Origin of the sequence: Streptococcus sp. HMSC10E12, assembly GCF_001807855.1 — a bacterium.
GTDB classification, from domain to species: domain Bacteria; phylum Bacillota; class Bacilli; order Lactobacillales; family Streptococcaceae; genus Streptococcus; species Streptococcus salivarius.
This window is the reverse complement of sequence record NZ_KV791075.1, coordinates 99,782-115,566: the sequence shown is the minus strand read 5'-3', so window position 1 is coordinate 115,566 and position 15,785 is coordinate 99,782. Positions and strand designations below refer to the sequence as shown.

Genomic DNA, 15,785 nt, shown 5'->3' with positions numbered 1-15,785 from the left:
GTCACCCACTACAGTTGACAAGGAGCCAGAAAAACTCCTTTGGATTCATTTATCCAAAGGAGTTTTATTACGTTTTAGACTAAAATAATCTGGCACCGGATCATCTCCAGTCTCTGATAAAGGGTGACATCTTAAGATACGGGCAATTCCCATAAGAACTCCCTTTAAACCGTGCTTTTCTATTGCTTGGATCATATAAACCGAACAAGTTGGACGAAAACGACAAGACGGTGGAAATAGGGGAGAAATCCATCTCTGATAAGCCCTGACCAAGGCAATCAGAAATCTTTTCATTATTTGACCTTATTGACAGCAGCGTTATGAAGCTGGCTGATTTCTTTCTTATTTAGACGGCGTGATTCACCTGGACGAAGCCCTGTCAAATCAAGGGTTCCAAAACGGGTACGAGACAACTTATCAACGAGCAAGCCCACTGATTCAAACATTTTCTTAACCTGGTGGTTACGCCCTTCATGAATTGTCAATTCAACAACTGAACGGTTCTTTTCATGGTCTACTTTGATAATATTGTAACGTGCTGGCTTGGTTTTCTTGCCATCAATGACCACACCACGAGTTAATGGACGGAGGTTCTCCTTGGTCGCAATACCCTTGACACGCGCCAAATAAACCTTGTCAATCTCATTACGTGGGTGAATCATTTTATCGGTAAAGTCACCATCATTAGTCAAAATAAGAAGACCAGTCGTATCCCAGTCAAGACGACCAACAGGATAGATACGTTCCTTAACGTGGGGCATGAGGTCAATCACCGTCTTACGATTTTTCTCATCAGATACCGAAGAAATAACCCCTCGTGGTTTATTAAGAAGATAATAGACCTTCTCTTCATTATAAATTGGGCTACCATTTACCTCAACAATGTCACCATTTTTGACAATGGTTGCCAATTCCGTAACGGTCTTACCATTTAGGGTCACACGACCTTCTTTAATCAGTTCCTCAGCCTTACGACGGCTGGCCACACCAGCGTGGGCAATATATTTATTAATTCGCATTCTTTTTCTACAGCTTAAGCTGTATCCTTTCTACCTAGCATCTCTGCTATGTTTCTTTATTTTTAATGATTAGTTTCAACAAGGTTGACTCTTAATTGTCCAAGTCCTCAAGCTCTTCTGAAGCATCTTCCCTAAAGAGACTCGTTTCCTGCTCTTCAAGCTCTAGTTGATCAATGGCCACAAGTTCGTCTAAACTGTTAATCCCCATATAGTCTAGGAAATAATCAGTAGTCGCATATAGGTTAGGACGACCGACAGCATCTTTTTTACCAGCTTCTTGAATGAGATCAAAGGCTTGAAGTTTAGCAATAGCACCACTAGAATTAACACCTCTAATGTCATCGACTTCAGCACGTGTAATAGGCTGTTTATAAGCAACTATAGAGAGAACCTCGAGACTCGCTCGGGATAGACTTTGGTTGATTGGCGTTTTAGAATAATCACGAAGGAGACTTGCAAAATCTGGCTTAGTCACCAGCTTATAGGTATTTGACGATTCCAATAAACAAAGAGCTGAATCCTCATCTGCCTCGTACTTGGCTTGCAATTTCTCCAAAGACTGAGTCAGACCCGTCACTGGCATTTCTAAGAGCTGCGCCATAGTACGTAGACTAAGACCATCTTCACCTGCCACAAAAAGTAAAGCTTCTAATCGTGCTAAGTGACTACTCATTCGTCCATTCCTTTCTTAGTGTGATTGTTCCAAAAATTGTTTCCTGTTGTACTGATATGCGATGTACCTTAATCAATTCAAGAGTTGCCAAAAAGAGGGTGATTACTTGATTCATATCTTTAGCATCGGTGAAAAGTTCATCTAAATGTAGCTCATTTTTTGAGCCGAATGCTTCCTCAATAATCAGCATCATGTCTTCAATCTTATAATCGTCACGCGCAATGGTCGTGTGATTGCGACGAATTTCTTCCTGCTTTTCAGCCATGATTTTTGAAAAAGCCAAGAAAATGTCTTGAATGGTCTTATCCTGATTCAGCGTCACATCTTCATAAACCAATTCAACTTTTGGTTTTGAAAAATACTGAGCTCGTACCTCATGCTGCTTAGCCAACTCTTGACTAGCTGCTTTGAAGCGTGCATATTCTTCCAATTGACTCAAGAGCTCTAGTTCTGGATCATCTGCTTCAGGCTCAGCTTCCACCACTGTGGGCAGAAGCTTACGACTCTTAATCAGCATGAGCTGACTGGCCATAAGCATATATTCCCCAGCAACTTCAAGCTTCATGGCTTGCAAGGTTGCCAAATAAGCCAAGTATTGCTCGATAACCTCAACAATGGGAACATCGTAAATGTCTACCTCATACTTAGAAACCAGATGGAGCAACAAATCCAGTGGCCCCTCAAAATCTTTTAACTTAATATCCATTAGGTTTTATAGTATTTCTCCAAGGTCACTGGACTTTTTAGTCCCAGTAAACGAGCAAGTTCAAAGGCGCCCGTTCCCTTTTCAATCTGTCTAAGAATAAATTGCTGACGCAAGACTTGAGCGGTTACATTCGATAAGCCACAGTCACTAACATAAGTCTGGATTTGCTTATACAGCCATTGTCGAGTATAGACCTTACCCAAAAGCAAGCCCTGGCTGTTCGCATCTTTAATAGCCAACAAATACTGCTTCACATCTGCTTCAAGTCTGAGAACACGCTTAGTGCTTCCCTTGGCCACAGTTACAACACCAAAATCCAAGTCAATATCGGACCAGTCCAACTCCAAAATCTCTGAAGGTAAGAGCCCCAACTCTAGAATCAGCAGACAAGACAGCTTACCAACCCCTTCACGCCCCTCATAAAGCGATGAAAAATCCAGTATTCGCAACTTATCCTCCTGAGAAGGTATTGTAACCGTCTCTGATAATTTGAAAAATTTCTCTAATTCACCCTTTTGATAGAGGTATAGCAAAAATTGATTGACCGCAGAGCGCTTACGCTTTTGTACAGATGGCTTCCATTCCTTCAGTTGGTTTTCATAGAGCTTAAGACTGGTTTGATCAATTTGTCCTGAAATCGACGTTGCAAACTGCTTAAGATCATAAGCATAAGCTTGCTTTGAACTCTCCGAAATGACCTTAGTAGCCAGAAAATCAGTGATCTGAGTTGTCAGTTGTTTTTGGAATGATGATATAGTCATGTGTAAAGTCATGTAAGAGGCTATTAACCGCCTTTAGAATCGATTTTCGTGTGATAATTCCTTTGAAAATGCCTTGGCTGTCAACCACAGGAAGGAAAGGATTATTAACTAGCTTATGCATTACCTCATTTAGATTGGCATTATCTTCCACTGTTTCCACGACATCTGATGTCATCGGTCCGATATCACGGTTAACCATCTCCCACTCTTGCAAGTTATGTTCATCTTGATATCGCTTAATATCCGTCAAAGATATGGTCCCAAGATAATGCTTATCCTTAGTCAAAACGGGAACGCGCGAATAACCATTGCTTGTCAAAAGCAAGACCACATGATCAGCGTTGTGACTATCAATAAAAATAGCAACCTGATCTGATGGAATTAAATAATTATCTAAATGAGCCAACAAAAAATCTTCAAATTCTTTAGCAATCATCGTTCAAATTCCTGTGTAAGTTCTGAATAAAGTTCATGGTCACGTGTGTAATATTCTACACGAATTTTTGCACTGTTTATAATCACCTTAGCGTAAAGTTTCTCATGGATAGGACCTCGTGGCTGTGAAACAGATCCTGGGTTGATAAACACTGTCTTACCATTTCGCCAAGCTGCTGCCGCATGCAAGTGGCCATAGAGACAAATATCTGCATCCTCTTGTTGCGCCCAAAGATCCAACTTGTCCCAGGTAAAATTAATGCCATAAAGATGACCATGTGTTTGTGCAATAATCACATCACCAAGTTTAACGACCAAACGTTCTGGATAACCTGAATCATAATCACAGTTACCACGAACCACATGGATACCTTCCCAAACAGGATCACTTGATTCTAACTCAGAATCTCCATTGTGGAAAATAGCATCTACCTTCCCTTGATAACGATTTTTTATATCTACTACAATATCACGTTCTCCATGGGAGTCGCTCATTACGATTATTGTTTGTTCTGCCATGCTGGGAAGACCTCCATAAGTTTCTTAACAGCTTGTCCACGGTGAGATTGTTCATTTTTCTCTTCTGCAGAAAGCTCTGCTGCCGTTTTCCCCGTATTACCAACTAAAAAGAGTGGATCATAACCAAAACCATTGTCACCTTTAGGTTCTCGGCCAATATAACCCTTCCAGTCGGCATCAACAACCAAACTATCACGTCCAGGGGCCGCAACAACTAGGGTTGTATGGAAGTTCGCAGTACGTTTGCTATCATCAAGCACCATAGCCAGCTCGTGCAATAATTTAGCATTATTTTCAGCATCCGTAGCATCAGGACCTGCAAAGCGTGCAGACCAAACTCCTGGTAAACCTCCAAGAACATCTACCTGCAAACCAGAGTCATCTGAAAGGACCATTTTACCAGTTAATTCAGAAATGGTTTCCGCCTTCAAGCGTGCATTTTCTTCAAAGGTCATACCCGTTTCAGCAACTTCAGGAAGGTCTGGATAATCATTAAGATTCTCTACCTTAATGCCTAGTTTTCCAAATAGTTTACGAAATTCCTTGGTTTTTCCTTCATTGCGTGTCGCAATCAATAGGACATCACCAAAGTCTGATTTGTTATCAGAACCAAAGAAATCACTCAAGGCGACACCCTCTCTAGGCACATGCACATAGACAAGCTTATCTCCTTCACTAACTACCAAAGCCCCTTGATGTTGCGTAACAGCTAGGTCACGACCAGTTTCCTCTTTCAAGCAATCCAAAATAAAGGATACTAAGCGAAGGTCTGAAGAATGTTTAGCAATATGTAACTGAAGGCCACTAACAGCCAAAACGTTAGTCAAGGCTTGGAAAAAGTCAACAAATTGTTCATAGGCCTCATCACCACCAAAACAAGTCAAGTGATTGTAGCTTCCAAAACTAGCCAAATACCAGTCTTGTTCGTCTTTATATTCAAAAATTGATTTAGTCATTTTCTAACTCCTTGTCCAAATCGACATGTTGGACAGCAACTTCTTCACCCAGCCATTGTTCTGCGATTTCTTTAAAACCAAGCACACTAGCCGTGGTGTAATATTCTTCCGTCTTGTCTTCGACTTCACGGCTACGATTAATCTCAAAATAATTGAGCAAAACAGAAACATCACGAACTGTTTCCGCCCCGCTATCAATTAGCTTGACACTTGGCCCCATAACATTTTGGATGATAGGACGTAAAAGTGGGTAATGGGTGCAACCCAAAACCAAGGTATCTACCTTACCGACTAAAGGTGCCATACTTTCATAAACAATCTTTTTAGCCACACTTGAGTTAATTTCATTGGATTCAACAATAGGGGCAAAGCGAGGACAAGATAAACTCAAGACATTCATTTGTGGTGCCAAATGCTTAATTTTTTGTTCATAGATGTTAGAGGCAATCGTCATTGGAGTCCCAATGACACCAATATGACCCGATTGGCTAGACTTAATAGCCGCACTAGAACCAGGCAAAACCACACCTAGCACTGGGATATCCAAGGCTCCTTTGATTTCCTCCCAAACTACTGCTGTTGCCGTATTACAGGCAATAACAATCATCTTTACATCTTTGGTCAGAAGGAATTTAACCAACTGCCAGGTATACTGTCTGATTTGTTCTGCCGGTCTAGGACCATACGGTGCCCTAGCAGAGTCTCCAATATAAACAATAGACTCGTGAGGCAACTGACGTTTAAGTTCACGTACCACTGTCAGTCCTCCGACACCAGAATCTAAAAATCCTATAGGTCGATTATCCATCTTGCCTCCTTATCCCCTAGGTTACATGTAAAAAGCTGAGATTCACGTCCCAGCTCCCCACCATTATTTTTTCTTTTTCTTGCTATCTGCAAGTGCTTGTTTTTGTTGTTTGATAATTTGGTTATATGTTTGACGCACTTTTGCTTCATTTGGTTTTTGACCCGCAGCTGACATCATGGTACGAACAGCGTCCACATTCAAACGAGGATTTTCAGCCAATTCTTTCTCCATTTGTTTGCGGGCAAAGTAAGCGCCTCCATAAAAACCACCCAAAAGGGCTACAAAAACAAGAATAATCCAAAGGACGGTGTTCATAAATTCATTTCTCCTATAACGTTGATTTACCTTATATTATAGCAAAAATGGCCCCTACTGACAAATAAGACGTTGATTCTTAAAAACGTCTAGAAAAATAGTTTTTTCGTTTAAAATACCGATAAAATGAGACTTTCAGTATTTTTCACTTACAACTGTAAAGGACTTGTAAGATTTCTAGAAAAAAAATAGGTTATTATATAAGTTGTGGAATTATTATTATGTTTATATAAAGGGGTTTATTTATGCTCAAGGAAGCAACTATTTCCGAACGAAAAATTGTCAACGCATTTATTGAACTCTTAGAGGAGAGTTCACTCGAACAAATCAGCATCACAGATATCATCAAGAAGGCAAATCTCAGCAGACCGACCTTCTACTACTACTATTCAAATAAGGAAGATTTGGTTGAAACAACCTTCTCAAAGATTTTAGATAAAATCTCAAGTATTCTTCAGGAAGACATGACCTACCAAGAAGGTGTTGTCACTGAAATGCTACGATATCTTAAGGAAAATCAAAAACTCTGTCTCACCTTGATGACACACATTCCAAACATCAATGAGATGATTCGTGAATTCATTATCGAGACTATCCTTAACTCTGATATTGAAAATGTTACAGAACTCATGGAACAAAGCTATCATATCCCTGCCAAATATTCATTGGAAGTTTATGTTAGCACCATTGTTACCATTTTAACACTATGGCTCAAAGAAGACTGTATCGAATCCCCTGAGGAGTTAGCCGATATCATTCTTGAAGCTGTCATCATTAAAGTAAAATAAGCTAGAGCCTTTAAGGCCTAGCTTATTTTTTGTTAAATATCAAAATCAAAACCATCAAGAGTGGCAAAGTAATCATTCATCGTCTCTGCACGACGAATCATACGAGCTGTGCCATCTTCTTGGTAGAGAATTTCTGCAGAACGAAGACGTCCATTATAGTTGTAACCCATTGAGAAACCATGAGCACCTGTGTCGTGGATAACCAATGTATCTCCAATACGAGCTTCTGGCAATTCACGGTTCTTAGCAAACTTATCATTATTTTCACAAAGTGAACCTGTCACATCAACTACTTGAATGTCACCATCTGGATTAGTCATATTCGTTATGTGGTGGTAGGCATCGTACATAGCTGGACGAAGCAAGTTAACCGCAGAAGCATCTACACCAACATAGCGACGATAAGTGTCCTTAATATGAAGAACCTTAGTCACGACAAGGCCATGAGGTGCTGTCATGAAACGCCCAAGTTCAGTGTAAATACTAATGTGTCCAAGACCATTCGGAACAAGGATTTCATCAAATTTAGCATGAACGCCTTCACCGATAACGGCAATATCATTTTGTTTATTGGCTGGTGTGTAGTCCACTCCAACACCACCTGATAAGTTGATAAAGTCAAGACTAACACCAAGTTCATTCTTGATTTCTACCGCCAATTCAAACAGTTGAGCAGCCAAGGTTGGGTAATACTCATTCGTTACTGTATTTGACGCTAAGAAAGCATGCAAACCGAATGATTTCACTCCTTTTTCTTTAAGGTAGGCATAGCCTTTGAAGAGCTGTTCCTTAGTCATCCCAAATTTTGATTCTTCAGGATGATCCATGATATCAGTACCGAGAGAGAAGACGCCCCCTGGGTTAAAGCGCAAAGAAAGGGTTTCAGGAAGTCCTGCAGCCTCTTCCAAGAAAAAGATATCTTCGTAAGCATCAAGGTTAATTGTCGCATTAATATCACGAGCGTAAACAAACTCTTCTGCACGTGTATCATTAGACGTAAAGCTAATGGCACTACTATCAAAACCAATTTTCTTACTCATGACAAGCTCTGTATCGGTCGCACAATCGACACCACACCCTTCTTCCTTCAAGATTTTGAGGATTGCTGGATTAGGTGTAGCTTTTACAGCAAAGAATTCTTTAAAACCTGGATTCCACGAAAAGGCTGCGTTAACTGCACGCGCTGTTTCACGAATACCTTTTTCATCGTAAATATGGAAAGGTGTTGGAAATTCTCCAGTGATTTGTTCAAGTTTATCAGCCGTAATAAAAGGTGTTTTTGTCATTTGATTCTCCATTTTTTACAATAGTAATCCTATTATAGCATAAGAAAAGGCTTGAAACCCAATTTTCTAATAATCTCAAGGCATATTTCATGATACAATAGACCTATAACCTAAATAAAATAATGGGGGATTATTTATGAAAAAATATCTTTACTCTGGGGCTCTTGCTCTAGCAGCCATCTTAACGCTCTCAGCATGTGCCAAACCAAAACTTGATGCCAAGCTTTCTGTTAACGATATTGTCTATATGTCAGGAAGCGACCTCAAGCTCAAGGATGACCAAACCCTAGTCGAAGTTTCATTCAAACTCGAGAATACTTCGGAAGATATGGAAAATGAGCTCAAAACATCTGCTAAACAATTCTACCTCAAAGATAAAGATGGTAAAAAAGTCACAGCAAGCAAGCTCGATAAGGGCGACCTACCTACTCTCTTCAATAAAAATAAGAACGTAGAGGACGCTACAGATGACTTTGGGAAGCTTGAAGCTGACGACTACAAGACTGTCTCCCTCTTTTTCGAAGTTAACAACGACGAAAGCTATAAACTCTATTTTGAATCAAAAGATGAGAAAACAGAGGGACAAACAGTTTCTACTAACCTAAAAGATTTCGATGGTAAAACAACTACCAATGTTAAAAAGGCTATTGACGCTTATTTCAACGCAGTTCTTCTAGGTGGTGAAAGCAAAGACTACAGTAAATTTGTTTCTAACGACTTGGATAAAGCCAAGGGTGAACTTAACCAATATTTCTCAGATAGCCTTCAATACAGCTATGATGATACTGATCATATCAAACCAACCGGTGATGAAATTCCAAAAGTTTTTGGTTGGGTCCAAACTGCTAACCGTGAACGCGGTAGCTACACTGTTGATAACATTATCGTCGCTAAAGATAAAGCAGAGTTTAACGTCAGCATGTCAACTATCAGTATGAAAGCTGCAGACGATGCCTATGGTGCTAATCACCCAAATCTCACAGATGACCTTAAAAACTACCTACAAAGCAATGGTGCTAACGCTGGAAATGTCGACCAACTAACAAGACAATACTACATGGAAACTTACCTACCGAATTCAATCAAAGAAGTAAGCCCATCAGCACCAAAGACAGAAGGAACAAATATTTTTGATAATTACTCAGTCGAGCTTACTAAAAAAGACGACAAGTGGGCCTTCCCAGATAAAGATAGCTATGTCGGAAAATGGGAGTACTATCCACTCTTCTACGCTTACACAGGTCAGCAAGGGACAATTACAAAAAACTATTAGACATTAAAAAAATCAGCCATCTGGCTGATTTTTTTACTAATTACGTCTAGCAAAGAGTCGCAAGATATTCAAGAATAAGTTAATGAAATCCAAGTAAAGACTAAGTGCCATAGAAACTGCCCATCCATCTGTGACTTGACCATTGGCACCGTAGTAAACCTTTTTAATCAACTGGTTATCGTAGGCAATTAAACCAGAGAAAATAAGAATTGATACAATACTAATCACAAAACTCATCATGCTACTTGCAAAGAAAATATTAATCAAGCTAGCCACAATAATCCCAATCAAGGCTGCCATAAGGAACTTAGCCATGCCTGATAGATCTCGCTTAATGCTAACTCCGATAAGGGCCATGATAAAGAAAACAATGGCAGTGCTAAGGAAGGCTTGAAAAACTATGGCTTGCGTGTATTGAACGATGATAAAACTAAGTGTAAATCCATTCAAAGCGGAATAAACCAAAAATAAAGGTAGGGCTGCAGGTGTATTTCTTCGTGCAGCACCGCTAGCCAAAAAGACCAAACCAAACTCTAAAAAGAGGGCTGCCATGTAAACCCAAGAATGATTCATGAGAATATTGACAAAAACATGTGAGAGAGGAAAGAGCATCAGATAAGAAATGACTGCTGAAAGTCCCACTCCTATACCGACAAGGCCATAAATCTTTCCGAAAAAGCGGCTTAAGCCCGCATCACTAGTCGTATAAATTGCATTTGATTCCATAGTTATCTCCTAAAAATAATGAATTATTGGTGGTGGCTTTGTAGGGTCTTACGACGGAAAAACTTACGATTTTTAATTCGGTTTCGTAAGGGTGTCGCCGCTTCTTTAACCGCCCAATACTTATCCACCATCGTAACAATATAAGATTCCTTATACTTCGGCGGTGCAATCGTTGCTCCCCACATATGCTTGAGGATAATATCCTCTTCTTTTTTGTTTAGATTAACAAGCTTTCTGGCATTACGAACAGCAATACGTGGGTGTACCCAAGCATGACTCTTATTAAATTTAGTTACTCGCCAATCATAATAGAAAAAATCATGTAAGAGACCGCCTCGAGCAGTACTCTTGGCATCCCAGCCAAATTTTTTAGCAATCTTATAGCTGGTGTAACTAACATTAACCGAGTGTTCTAAACGTGTCGAATGATGGTGCTGTACAATCCCATCCAATTTTTGAAAACGTGGGTGTGAAATCAAATGTCCCACAACTTCCATGAATTCTTTATCATCTTCTGGTCGTTTCATAATAATACCTCATTAATGTTTCTAATGCTTCTTCATTATACCACTAGTGCTTAAAATTACTTTAAAAGTCAGTTGTTTTCTCCTAAAATCATCCTTGAGACCTAGAGACTAAACATGAGAATTCCTGCTGCAACAGCAACATTCAGACTCTCCGCCTGACCTGGCATGCTAATATGTACGAGTTGATCAGCAGACTCAGCCATATCCTGACTAATTCCCTGACCTTCATTTCCCATCACTAAGGCAAAATTGCCATCTGTCTTAACTGCTTTATAGTCAACAGAAATATCTGAGAGAGTCGTTGCCAAAACAGGTACCCCTTGCTTTTTGCAAGCCTCAACCATGTCAAGAATAGGTCCACGATAGATTGGAAGATGGAAATGACTTCCCTGCATAGAACGCAAGGTCTTCTGATTATAAATATCAGCTGATTTATCTGACAAAAAGACTCCGTCATAACCTGCGGCATCCGCTGTGCGAATCATTGTTCCTACATTGCCAGGATCCTGAACATCCTCCAAGAGAAGATACTTCCCTGAGAGAGATTCTGGCAAGGCTTGAGATTGTTTAGCAACTTCTGCCACAATCCCTTGGGGGGTCTGGGTTTCACAGAGCTCCTTGAGCACCTCTGGACTAACCAACTTCACCTTAACCATATTAGCCACACGATTAGCCATTTCCTCAAGCACGAAAACTTGAAGAATATCGGCACCACTTGCCTTTGCTTCCTCAAAAAGATGCCATCCTTCTAAAAGATAGCTAGTTTTACGGTGCTTGCGCTGCAATAATTTTCTAGCAGATTTAATGCTAGCATTTTGCTTTGATTGAATGATTTCCATACACTCATTATAGCAGAAATTCCTTGATAAATCTTGGACTTGACCGACTTTATAGCAAGGATTATACTAAAGGAAAGAGCTTTCAAAAGGAGGTCGTGGACCATGCAAAAAGTAAGATTATTAGTCTCAGGAAGAGTCCAAGGTGTTGGTTTTCGTTATTCAACCTATGCTCTAGCACTAGATATTGGAGATATATACGGTCGGGTTTGGAATAATGACGACGGAACTGTTGAAATCCTAGCTCAGTCAGAAAATCCTGCTAAGTTAGCTAAATTTATTCAAGAAGTTCGAAAAGGACCTTCAAAATGGTCTAAAGTAACCTATGTCGATGTGACCATGGCAAACTTCTCAAATTACAGCGATTTTCGGATGGCTAATTAAGAGGAAGCCACCGTTTTTAGCTTGTTCTCTTTCTTAAAAAAAGGTAAAATAGACAAGTATAACTAAAAAACAAAAGGAATGATATTGTGAATAAAAATCAAAAACGTCTAGCCCTGATGGGGCTTGCTGCCAGCATGCTACTCTTCCTATCAGGATGTGTGAGCCTTGATAAGTCTGGTAATCCTACTGGTTGGGTCTGGAACCTCCTTGGTCGCCCTATGAGCCACGTCATCACCTACTTCGCAGATAATCTTGGTCTCGGCTTTGGTCTTGGTATTATCTTTGTTACCATCATTGTTCGTTTGATTATCTTGCCACTTGGTCTTCACCAATCTCGTAGCGCAGCCTACCAATCAGCAAAACGTGAATACCTTGCGCCTATCTTGGAACCAATCAACGAACGTTTGCGTAACGCTGAAACTCAAGAAGAAAAAATGGCTGCCCAGTCTGAACTCATGCAAGCTCAGCGTGAAAACGGTCTAAGCTTGATGGGTGGTGTCGGCTGTCTTCCTCTATTAATTCAGTTCCCATTCTTCTCAGCACTCTACTACGCAGCACGTTACACTCCTGGTGTACTTCAAGATAACTTCCTCTGGTTTAACCTTGGTCACCGTGACTTCCCATTGATTATCATCATTGCAGCTCTTTACTACTTCCAATCTTGGTTGTCTATTCAACAAGTTCCTGAAGAGCAACGTAAACAAATGGCAGCGACGATGTACAGTATGCCGATCATGATGATTTTCTTTGGTATTAGCTCACCTGCAGCCGTAATCCTCTACTGGTTCGTTGGTGGTATCTTCTCTATTATCCAACAGTTGATTACCAACTACATCATCAAACCTCGCTTGAAAGAAAAAGTGGCTGAAGAGTTCAAAAAGAACCCTCCAAAAGCACCTCGTACAACACCAATCAAGCGTAAAGATGTAACACCAAAAAATACTCAAGCAATTGCAAGTAAACCAAAGAAAAACCGTAACGCCGGTAAGCAAAATCGTAAATAAGCTACAAAGCACTCTTGGTATTTGCCAAGAGTGCTTTTCTTATAGATTAATTCAGACCAGCCTAACTCCTAATAGCGCCGGTAACCAAAAAGGGAGTGAGACAGAACAACTGTTTTGTCTCACTCCCACTAGTTTCAAATATTGGACACCTTAATGCCAACAGTCACTTAGGCTGTTTTTTCTACACTAAGGATTTCTACAGAGTAGCTACCTGCTGGTGATTCGATAGCGACTTTGTCGCCAACTTTCTTACCAATCAAGGCTTGAGCAATTGGGCTTTCATTTGAAATCTTACCTGAAAAGATGTCAGCACCGGCTGCACCAACGATATGATAAGTATCTTTGTCGTTTGTACCAACTTCTTGAACAACAACAGTTTTACCAATTGCAACCTCGTCATTAGCAACAGCATCACTATCAACGATTTCTGCATAACGAATTTTTGTTTCAAGAATCTGAATTTGTCCTTCAACAAAGGCTTGCTCGTCTTTGGCTGCTTCATACTCAGAGTTTTCTGAAAGGTCACCATAAGAACGTGCAATCTTAATACGTTCTACAACTTCTGGACGACGGACGAGTTTGTACTCCTCCAATTCCGCTTCAAGTTGTTCTTTCTCTGCTTGTGTCATTACATATGTTTTTTCTGCCATTTTTTTCTCTTTTCTATTTTTTGAGCCGTTGGCTGTATCGTTAGAATCACTATTCGTTTGCTTGATTTTAACTAGCCAATCAGACTATTTATCTTTTAGTTTGCTGTTAATGTAAGTTTCAACGTTATGCTGATGCTCTTCATAGCTTTCAGCAAAATAGACATTACCAGTGGTTACATCTGCCACAAAGTACATGTACTTGGTAGATGATGGATTGATAACCGCTTCAATCGCAGACAGACTAGGACTGTCCACAGGACCTGGCATCAACCCCTTATGAACATAATCATTATAAGGGGAGTCAATGTTTGTGTCAATAGTTGCATCTTCTTTCAAGGTCGTTTCCTGACCAAGTTTTCCAAGAGCATAAAGAACTGCGATATTACTTTGTAGAGCCATGTCTGAGTTTAGACGATTATAGAAGACGCTCGCAATATTTTTACGGTCGTCATCTGTAGCCCCTTCTTTTTCAACAAGAGAAGCTAGGGTCAAAATCTCATTAACATTGTGTCCACTAGATGAAATCGTCGCATAGTAAGGTGATAGGTAGGTATCCATCGTTGACAACATTTCCTCTGCCAAAGACTCCACCGTCGTATCATCATGAATGTTATAAGTCGCTGGGAACAGATAACCCTCTAGGACATACTTAGCATCCGTAGAATTCGGAAGGTTTGCCAACAAGGTTGGGTACTTCGCTTTCATCTTAGTAATGAAAGCATCATCCTTCATCAATTTCAAGAAATCTTTCGCCTTAAGTCCAGTTGATGTTTTTTTGCCTTTTTTAGCTGACGAATTAACCTCAACTGCCTTGGCAATTTGATCGATGGTATATCCTTCTTTGACTAAGACCGTACCAAGAGATGGCTCCTGAGGTTTATCACTACCTTTTTTCTGAAGTGCCTCAATAATTTCATCCATGGTCATGCTAGCCTGAAGGTTGTAGTAACCACTTTTCAGATTTGAGATGTTTTTAAACTTGGTATAGTAATTAAAGACCTTACCAGACTTAATAACACCAGCTGATTCCAAGAGTTGGCCGATATAACTGCTACCTGAATTTTCAGGGATTTCAACACTAACAAACTTAGTTGAATTAACATCTTTTGCGCCAACAGCATCACTAACATAGCGATAACCAAAGAATGTAGCTACTGACAAGATAAGTAGCAAGAAGATGATAATGTTTCTTGCAATTTTACCAGCACGACGGTTATTTTTATTGCGTTTGTGATTTCGGTTAGAACGTGAAATCGGCTCTTCGTCGACAATGTCAGCCTGTTTACCATCTTTTGGCGAAGACTTTTTCTTCTTCACTTTCTTACCTTTCTTTTTCTTAGGCTTTCCAGAGGGTTCTAGAGAAATACTCTCATCATCCTCATTACCATCAGCTACTAGCTCTGATTGAACCTTTTCTTGCGACGCTTGGTCACTTGTTGCATGATGTTCCTGCAAGAATGCTTCGTTTTGACGTTCTGAGGTCAATTTGGCCTCCAATTCTTTAGGGTCTGTATAAATAGCTTCGTTAGACTTAGCTTCAATGAGCTCCTTAGCCACATCTGCAGGAATATACTCCTCTTCAGATGCTTCATTAAGGCTAGTTTCCCAAACTGGACGTTTAAAACGGCGTTTCGACGTTTCAGTCTCCTGAGGAATATTTACCTTTGTCTCCTCCTCAATTGGCTCTTTAGGAATAGACGCTAGGTTTGAATGAGCATCAGATACTAAAGACTCCGCTTGAGAATCTGAAAACAAGCCAAGACTATCTTGTTGAGAATCTCGGGCTGTCTCAGAAGTCATAGATTTAGCAAAGGCACTGTGAGAAACAGAATGTGAACTAAAATCTTGGTTACTTACTTTATTAGACGCTGAATAACTACGAGTTGTAGCGCTCTCAGCTGACGTTGAAAGTGGTGTCTCGGGCATAGTTGCACTTTTATTATGCTCCTCCTCACGAAGAGAACGGAGCCGTGTCGCTTCTTGTAAGTCTCGGAGAATCTGATCTTTGAAGCTTAGGCTATCTTCAGAAGCTTCCGAGTGTTCATTAAACTTGTCCGTCAAGGCATACCTCCTCTATAGTAACAAACGCCATTATATCTTAAAAAGTCAGTTAATGCAA

At 40.1% G+C, this 15,785-nt stretch carries 20 protein-coding genes; 4 read left to right on the top strand and 16 right to left on the bottom strand.

Going from position 1 to position 15,785, the window contains the following annotated elements; all coding sequences use genetic code 11:
- Positions 1-45: 45 nt before the first annotated feature.
- The 10 genes from yidD to HMPREF3112_RS00495 form a co-directional block, all read right to left on the bottom strand.
- Complete coding sequence (yidD, locus tag HMPREF3112_RS00540; RefSeq protein ID WP_013990033.1) at positions 46-294, bottom strand: membrane protein insertion efficiency factor YidD; 249 nt, start codon at positions 292-294, stop codon at positions 46-48.
- Positions 294-1,019 (bottom strand): pseudouridine synthase, encoded by a 726-nt coding sequence (locus HMPREF3112_RS00535; RefSeq protein ID WP_002883686.1) that lies wholly within the window; start codon positions 1,017-1,019, stop codon positions 294-296. Before HMPREF3112_RS00535 ends, yidD begins: the two co-directional genes overlap by 1 nt.
- A gap of 91 nt (positions 1,020-1,110) precedes the next feature.
- Entirely contained in the window at positions 1,111-1,692 is a 582-nt protein-coding gene (gene scpB, locus HMPREF3112_RS00530; protein WP_002886533.1) for an SMC-Scp complex subunit ScpB, read from the bottom strand.
- A complete protein-coding gene (locus HMPREF3112_RS00525; protein WP_003092139.1) occupies positions 1,685-2,398 on the bottom strand; it encodes a segregation/condensation protein A in 714 nt (237 codons plus the stop codon). The genes scpB and HMPREF3112_RS00525 overlap by 8 nt, the downstream gene beginning before the upstream one ends.
- Entirely contained in the window at positions 2,398-3,159 is a 762-nt protein-coding gene (gene xerD, locus HMPREF3112_RS00520; RefSeq protein ID WP_048673896.1) for a site-specific tyrosine recombinase XerD, read from the bottom strand. Before xerD ends, HMPREF3112_RS00525 begins: the two co-directional genes overlap by 1 nt.
- The gene (cbpB, locus tag HMPREF3112_RS00515) at positions 3,113-3,595 is read right to left on the bottom strand and encodes a cyclic-di-AMP-binding protein CbpB (RefSeq protein WP_002883680.1); all 483 of its coding nucleotides are present in this window, start codon (positions 3,593-3,595) and stop codon (positions 3,113-3,115) included. Before cbpB ends, xerD begins: the two co-directional genes overlap by 47 nt.
- A complete protein-coding gene (locus HMPREF3112_RS00510; protein ID WP_002883595.1) occupies positions 3,592-4,113 on the bottom strand; it encodes a metallophosphoesterase in 522 nt (173 codons plus the stop codon). The genes cbpB and HMPREF3112_RS00510 overlap by 4 nt, the downstream gene beginning before the upstream one ends.
- Entirely contained in the window at positions 4,095-5,069 is a 975-nt protein-coding gene (locus tag HMPREF3112_RS00505; RefSeq protein WP_014633870.1) for a nucleoside-triphosphate diphosphatase, read from the bottom strand. The genes HMPREF3112_RS00510 and HMPREF3112_RS00505 overlap by 19 nt, the downstream gene beginning before the upstream one ends.
- Positions 5,062-5,877 carry a glutamate racemase gene (gene racE, locus HMPREF3112_RS00500; RefSeq protein ID WP_002883619.1) on the bottom strand — a complete coding sequence of 272 codons (816 nt, stop codon included), beginning with the start codon at positions 5,875-5,877 and terminating at the stop codon, positions 5,062-5,064. The genes HMPREF3112_RS00505 and racE overlap by 8 nt, the downstream gene beginning before the upstream one ends.
- A gap of 63 nt (positions 5,878-5,940) precedes the next feature.
- Positions 5,941-6,192: a YneF family protein gene (locus tag HMPREF3112_RS00495; RefSeq protein ID WP_002883695.1), complete on the bottom strand. Its 252-nt coding sequence runs from the start codon at positions 6,190-6,192 to the stop codon at positions 5,941-5,943.
- 245 nt (positions 6,193-6,437) lie between these two features.
- Between HMPREF3112_RS00495 and HMPREF3112_RS00490 the strand changes: the two genes are divergently transcribed.
- Complete coding sequence (locus HMPREF3112_RS00490; protein WP_048673898.1) at positions 6,438-6,980, top strand: TetR/AcrR family transcriptional regulator; 543 nt, start codon at positions 6,438-6,440, stop codon at positions 6,978-6,980.
- Positions 6,981-7,012: 32 nt separating this feature from the next.
- Here the strand turns inward: HMPREF3112_RS00490 and HMPREF3112_RS00485 are convergent, their stop codons facing one another.
- Positions 7,013-8,266, bottom strand: coding sequence for a diaminopimelate decarboxylase (locus HMPREF3112_RS00485; RefSeq protein WP_037610660.1), 1,254 nt, complete (start codon positions 8,264-8,266; stop codon positions 7,013-7,015).
- 136 nt (positions 8,267-8,402) lie between these two features.
- Here HMPREF3112_RS00485 and HMPREF3112_RS00480 point away from each other — a divergent pair, with 136 nt between their 5' ends.
- Positions 8,403-9,539, top strand: coding sequence for a DUF5105 domain-containing protein (locus HMPREF3112_RS00480; RefSeq protein WP_048673901.1), 1,137 nt, complete (start codon positions 8,403-8,405; stop codon positions 9,537-9,539).
- Between the two features lie 36 nt (positions 9,540-9,575).
- Here the strand turns inward: HMPREF3112_RS00480 and HMPREF3112_RS00475 are convergent, their stop codons facing one another.
- From HMPREF3112_RS00475 to HMPREF3112_RS00465, 3 genes are all read right to left on the bottom strand, one after another.
- On the bottom strand, positions 9,576-10,265 hold the full coding sequence (locus tag HMPREF3112_RS00475) for a Bax inhibitor-1/YccA family protein (RefSeq protein WP_038675272.1): 690 nt from the start codon (positions 10,263-10,265) through the stop codon (positions 9,576-9,578).
- 23 nt (positions 10,266-10,288) lie between these two features.
- Positions 10,289-10,792, bottom strand: a complete 504-nt coding sequence (locus HMPREF3112_RS00470) for an HD domain-containing protein (RefSeq protein WP_002883682.1) — start codon at positions 10,790-10,792, stop codon at positions 10,289-10,291.
- 101 nt (positions 10,793-10,893) lie between these two features.
- Positions 10,894-11,631 carry a TrmH family RNA methyltransferase gene (locus tag HMPREF3112_RS00465; protein ID WP_038675270.1) on the bottom strand — a complete coding sequence of 246 codons (738 nt, stop codon included), beginning with the start codon at positions 11,629-11,631 and terminating at the stop codon, positions 10,894-10,896.
- A 102-nt stretch (positions 11,632-11,733) separates the two neighbouring features.
- On the opposite strand from HMPREF3112_RS00465, the gene HMPREF3112_RS00460 reads away from it, so the two are divergent.
- Positions 11,734-12,012, top strand: a complete 279-nt coding sequence (locus tag HMPREF3112_RS00460; RefSeq protein WP_002886522.1) for an acylphosphatase — start codon at positions 11,734-11,736, stop codon at positions 12,010-12,012.
- An 86-nt stretch (positions 12,013-12,098) separates the two neighbouring features.
- A complete protein-coding gene (gene yidC / locus HMPREF3112_RS00455) occupies positions 12,099-13,016 on the top strand; it encodes a membrane protein insertase YidC (RefSeq protein ID WP_002886520.1) in 918 nt (305 codons plus the stop codon).
- A 167-nt stretch (positions 13,017-13,183) separates the two neighbouring features.
- On the opposite strand, the gene greA is transcribed toward yidC, so the two are convergent.
- Both greA and mltG read right to left on the bottom strand, forming a co-directional pair.
- Positions 13,184-13,666, bottom strand: coding sequence for a transcription elongation factor GreA (gene greA, locus HMPREF3112_RS00450; RefSeq protein WP_002883697.1), 483 nt, complete (start codon positions 13,664-13,666; stop codon positions 13,184-13,186).
- 84 nt (positions 13,667-13,750) lie between these two features.
- Positions 13,751-15,727 carry an endolytic transglycosylase MltG gene (mltG, locus tag HMPREF3112_RS00445; protein ID WP_048673903.1) on the bottom strand — a complete coding sequence of 659 codons (1,977 nt, stop codon included), beginning with the start codon at positions 15,725-15,727 and terminating at the stop codon, positions 13,751-13,753.
- Positions 15,728-15,785 lie beyond the last annotated feature (58 nt).

Coding starts and splice junctions, on each gene's coding strand:
- HMPREF3112_RS00505 (WP_014633870.1), bottom strand. CDS start 5,069: ATGACTAAATCAATTTTTGAATATAAAGACGAACAAGACTGGTATTTG.
- HMPREF3112_RS00495 (WP_002883695.1), bottom strand. CDS start 6,192: ATGAACACCGTCCTTTGGATTATTCTTGTTTTTGTAGCCCTTTTGGGT.
- xerD (WP_048673896.1), bottom strand. CDS start 3,159: ATGACTATATCATCATTCCAAAAACAACTGACAACTCAGATCACTGAT.
- racE (WP_002883619.1), bottom strand. CDS start 5,877: ATGGATAATCGACCTATAGGATTTTTAGATTCTGGTGTCGGAGGACTG.
- HMPREF3112_RS00460 (WP_002886522.1), top strand. CDS start 11,734: ATGCAAAAAGTAAGATTATTAGTCTCAGGAAGAGTCCAAGGTGTTGGT.
- HMPREF3112_RS00525 (WP_003092139.1), bottom strand. CDS start 2,398: ATGGATATTAAGTTAAAAGATTTTGAGGGGCCACTGGATTTGTTGCTC.
- HMPREF3112_RS00535 (WP_002883686.1), bottom strand. CDS start 1,019: ATGCGAATTAATAAATATATTGCCCACGCTGGTGTGGCCAGCCGTCGT.
- HMPREF3112_RS00465 (WP_038675270.1), bottom strand. CDS start 11,631: ATGGAAATCATTCAATCAAAGCAAAATGCTAGCATTAAATCTGCTAGA.
- HMPREF3112_RS00475 (WP_038675272.1), bottom strand. CDS start 10,265: ATGGAATCAAATGCAATTTATACGACTAGTGATGCGGGCTTAAGCCGC.
- cbpB (WP_002883680.1), bottom strand. CDS start 3,595: ATGATTGCTAAAGAATTTGAAGATTTTTTGTTGGCTCATTTAGATAAT.
- HMPREF3112_RS00490 (WP_048673898.1), top strand. CDS start 6,438: ATGCTCAAGGAAGCAACTATTTCCGAACGAAAAATTGTCAACGCATTT.
- scpB (WP_002886533.1), bottom strand. CDS start 1,692: ATGAGTAGTCACTTAGCACGATTAGAAGCTTTACTTTTTGTGGCAGGT.
- HMPREF3112_RS00470 (WP_002883682.1), bottom strand. CDS start 10,792: ATGAAACGACCAGAAGATGATAAAGAATTCATGGAAGTTGTGGGACAT.
- yidD (WP_013990033.1), bottom strand. CDS start 294: ATGAAAAGATTTCTGATTGCCTTGGTCAGGGCTTATCAGAGATGGATT.
- HMPREF3112_RS00480 (WP_048673901.1), top strand. CDS start 8,403: ATGAAAAAATATCTTTACTCTGGGGCTCTTGCTCTAGCAGCCATCTTA.
- HMPREF3112_RS00485 (WP_037610660.1), bottom strand. CDS start 8,266: ATGACAAAAACACCTTTTATTACGGCTGATAAACTTGAACAAATCACT.
- HMPREF3112_RS00510 (WP_002883595.1), bottom strand. CDS start 4,113: ATGGCAGAACAAACAATAATCGTAATGAGCGACTCCCATGGAGAACGT.
- greA (WP_002883697.1), bottom strand. CDS start 13,666: ATGGCAGAAAAAACATATGTAATGACACAAGCAGAGAAAGAACAACTT.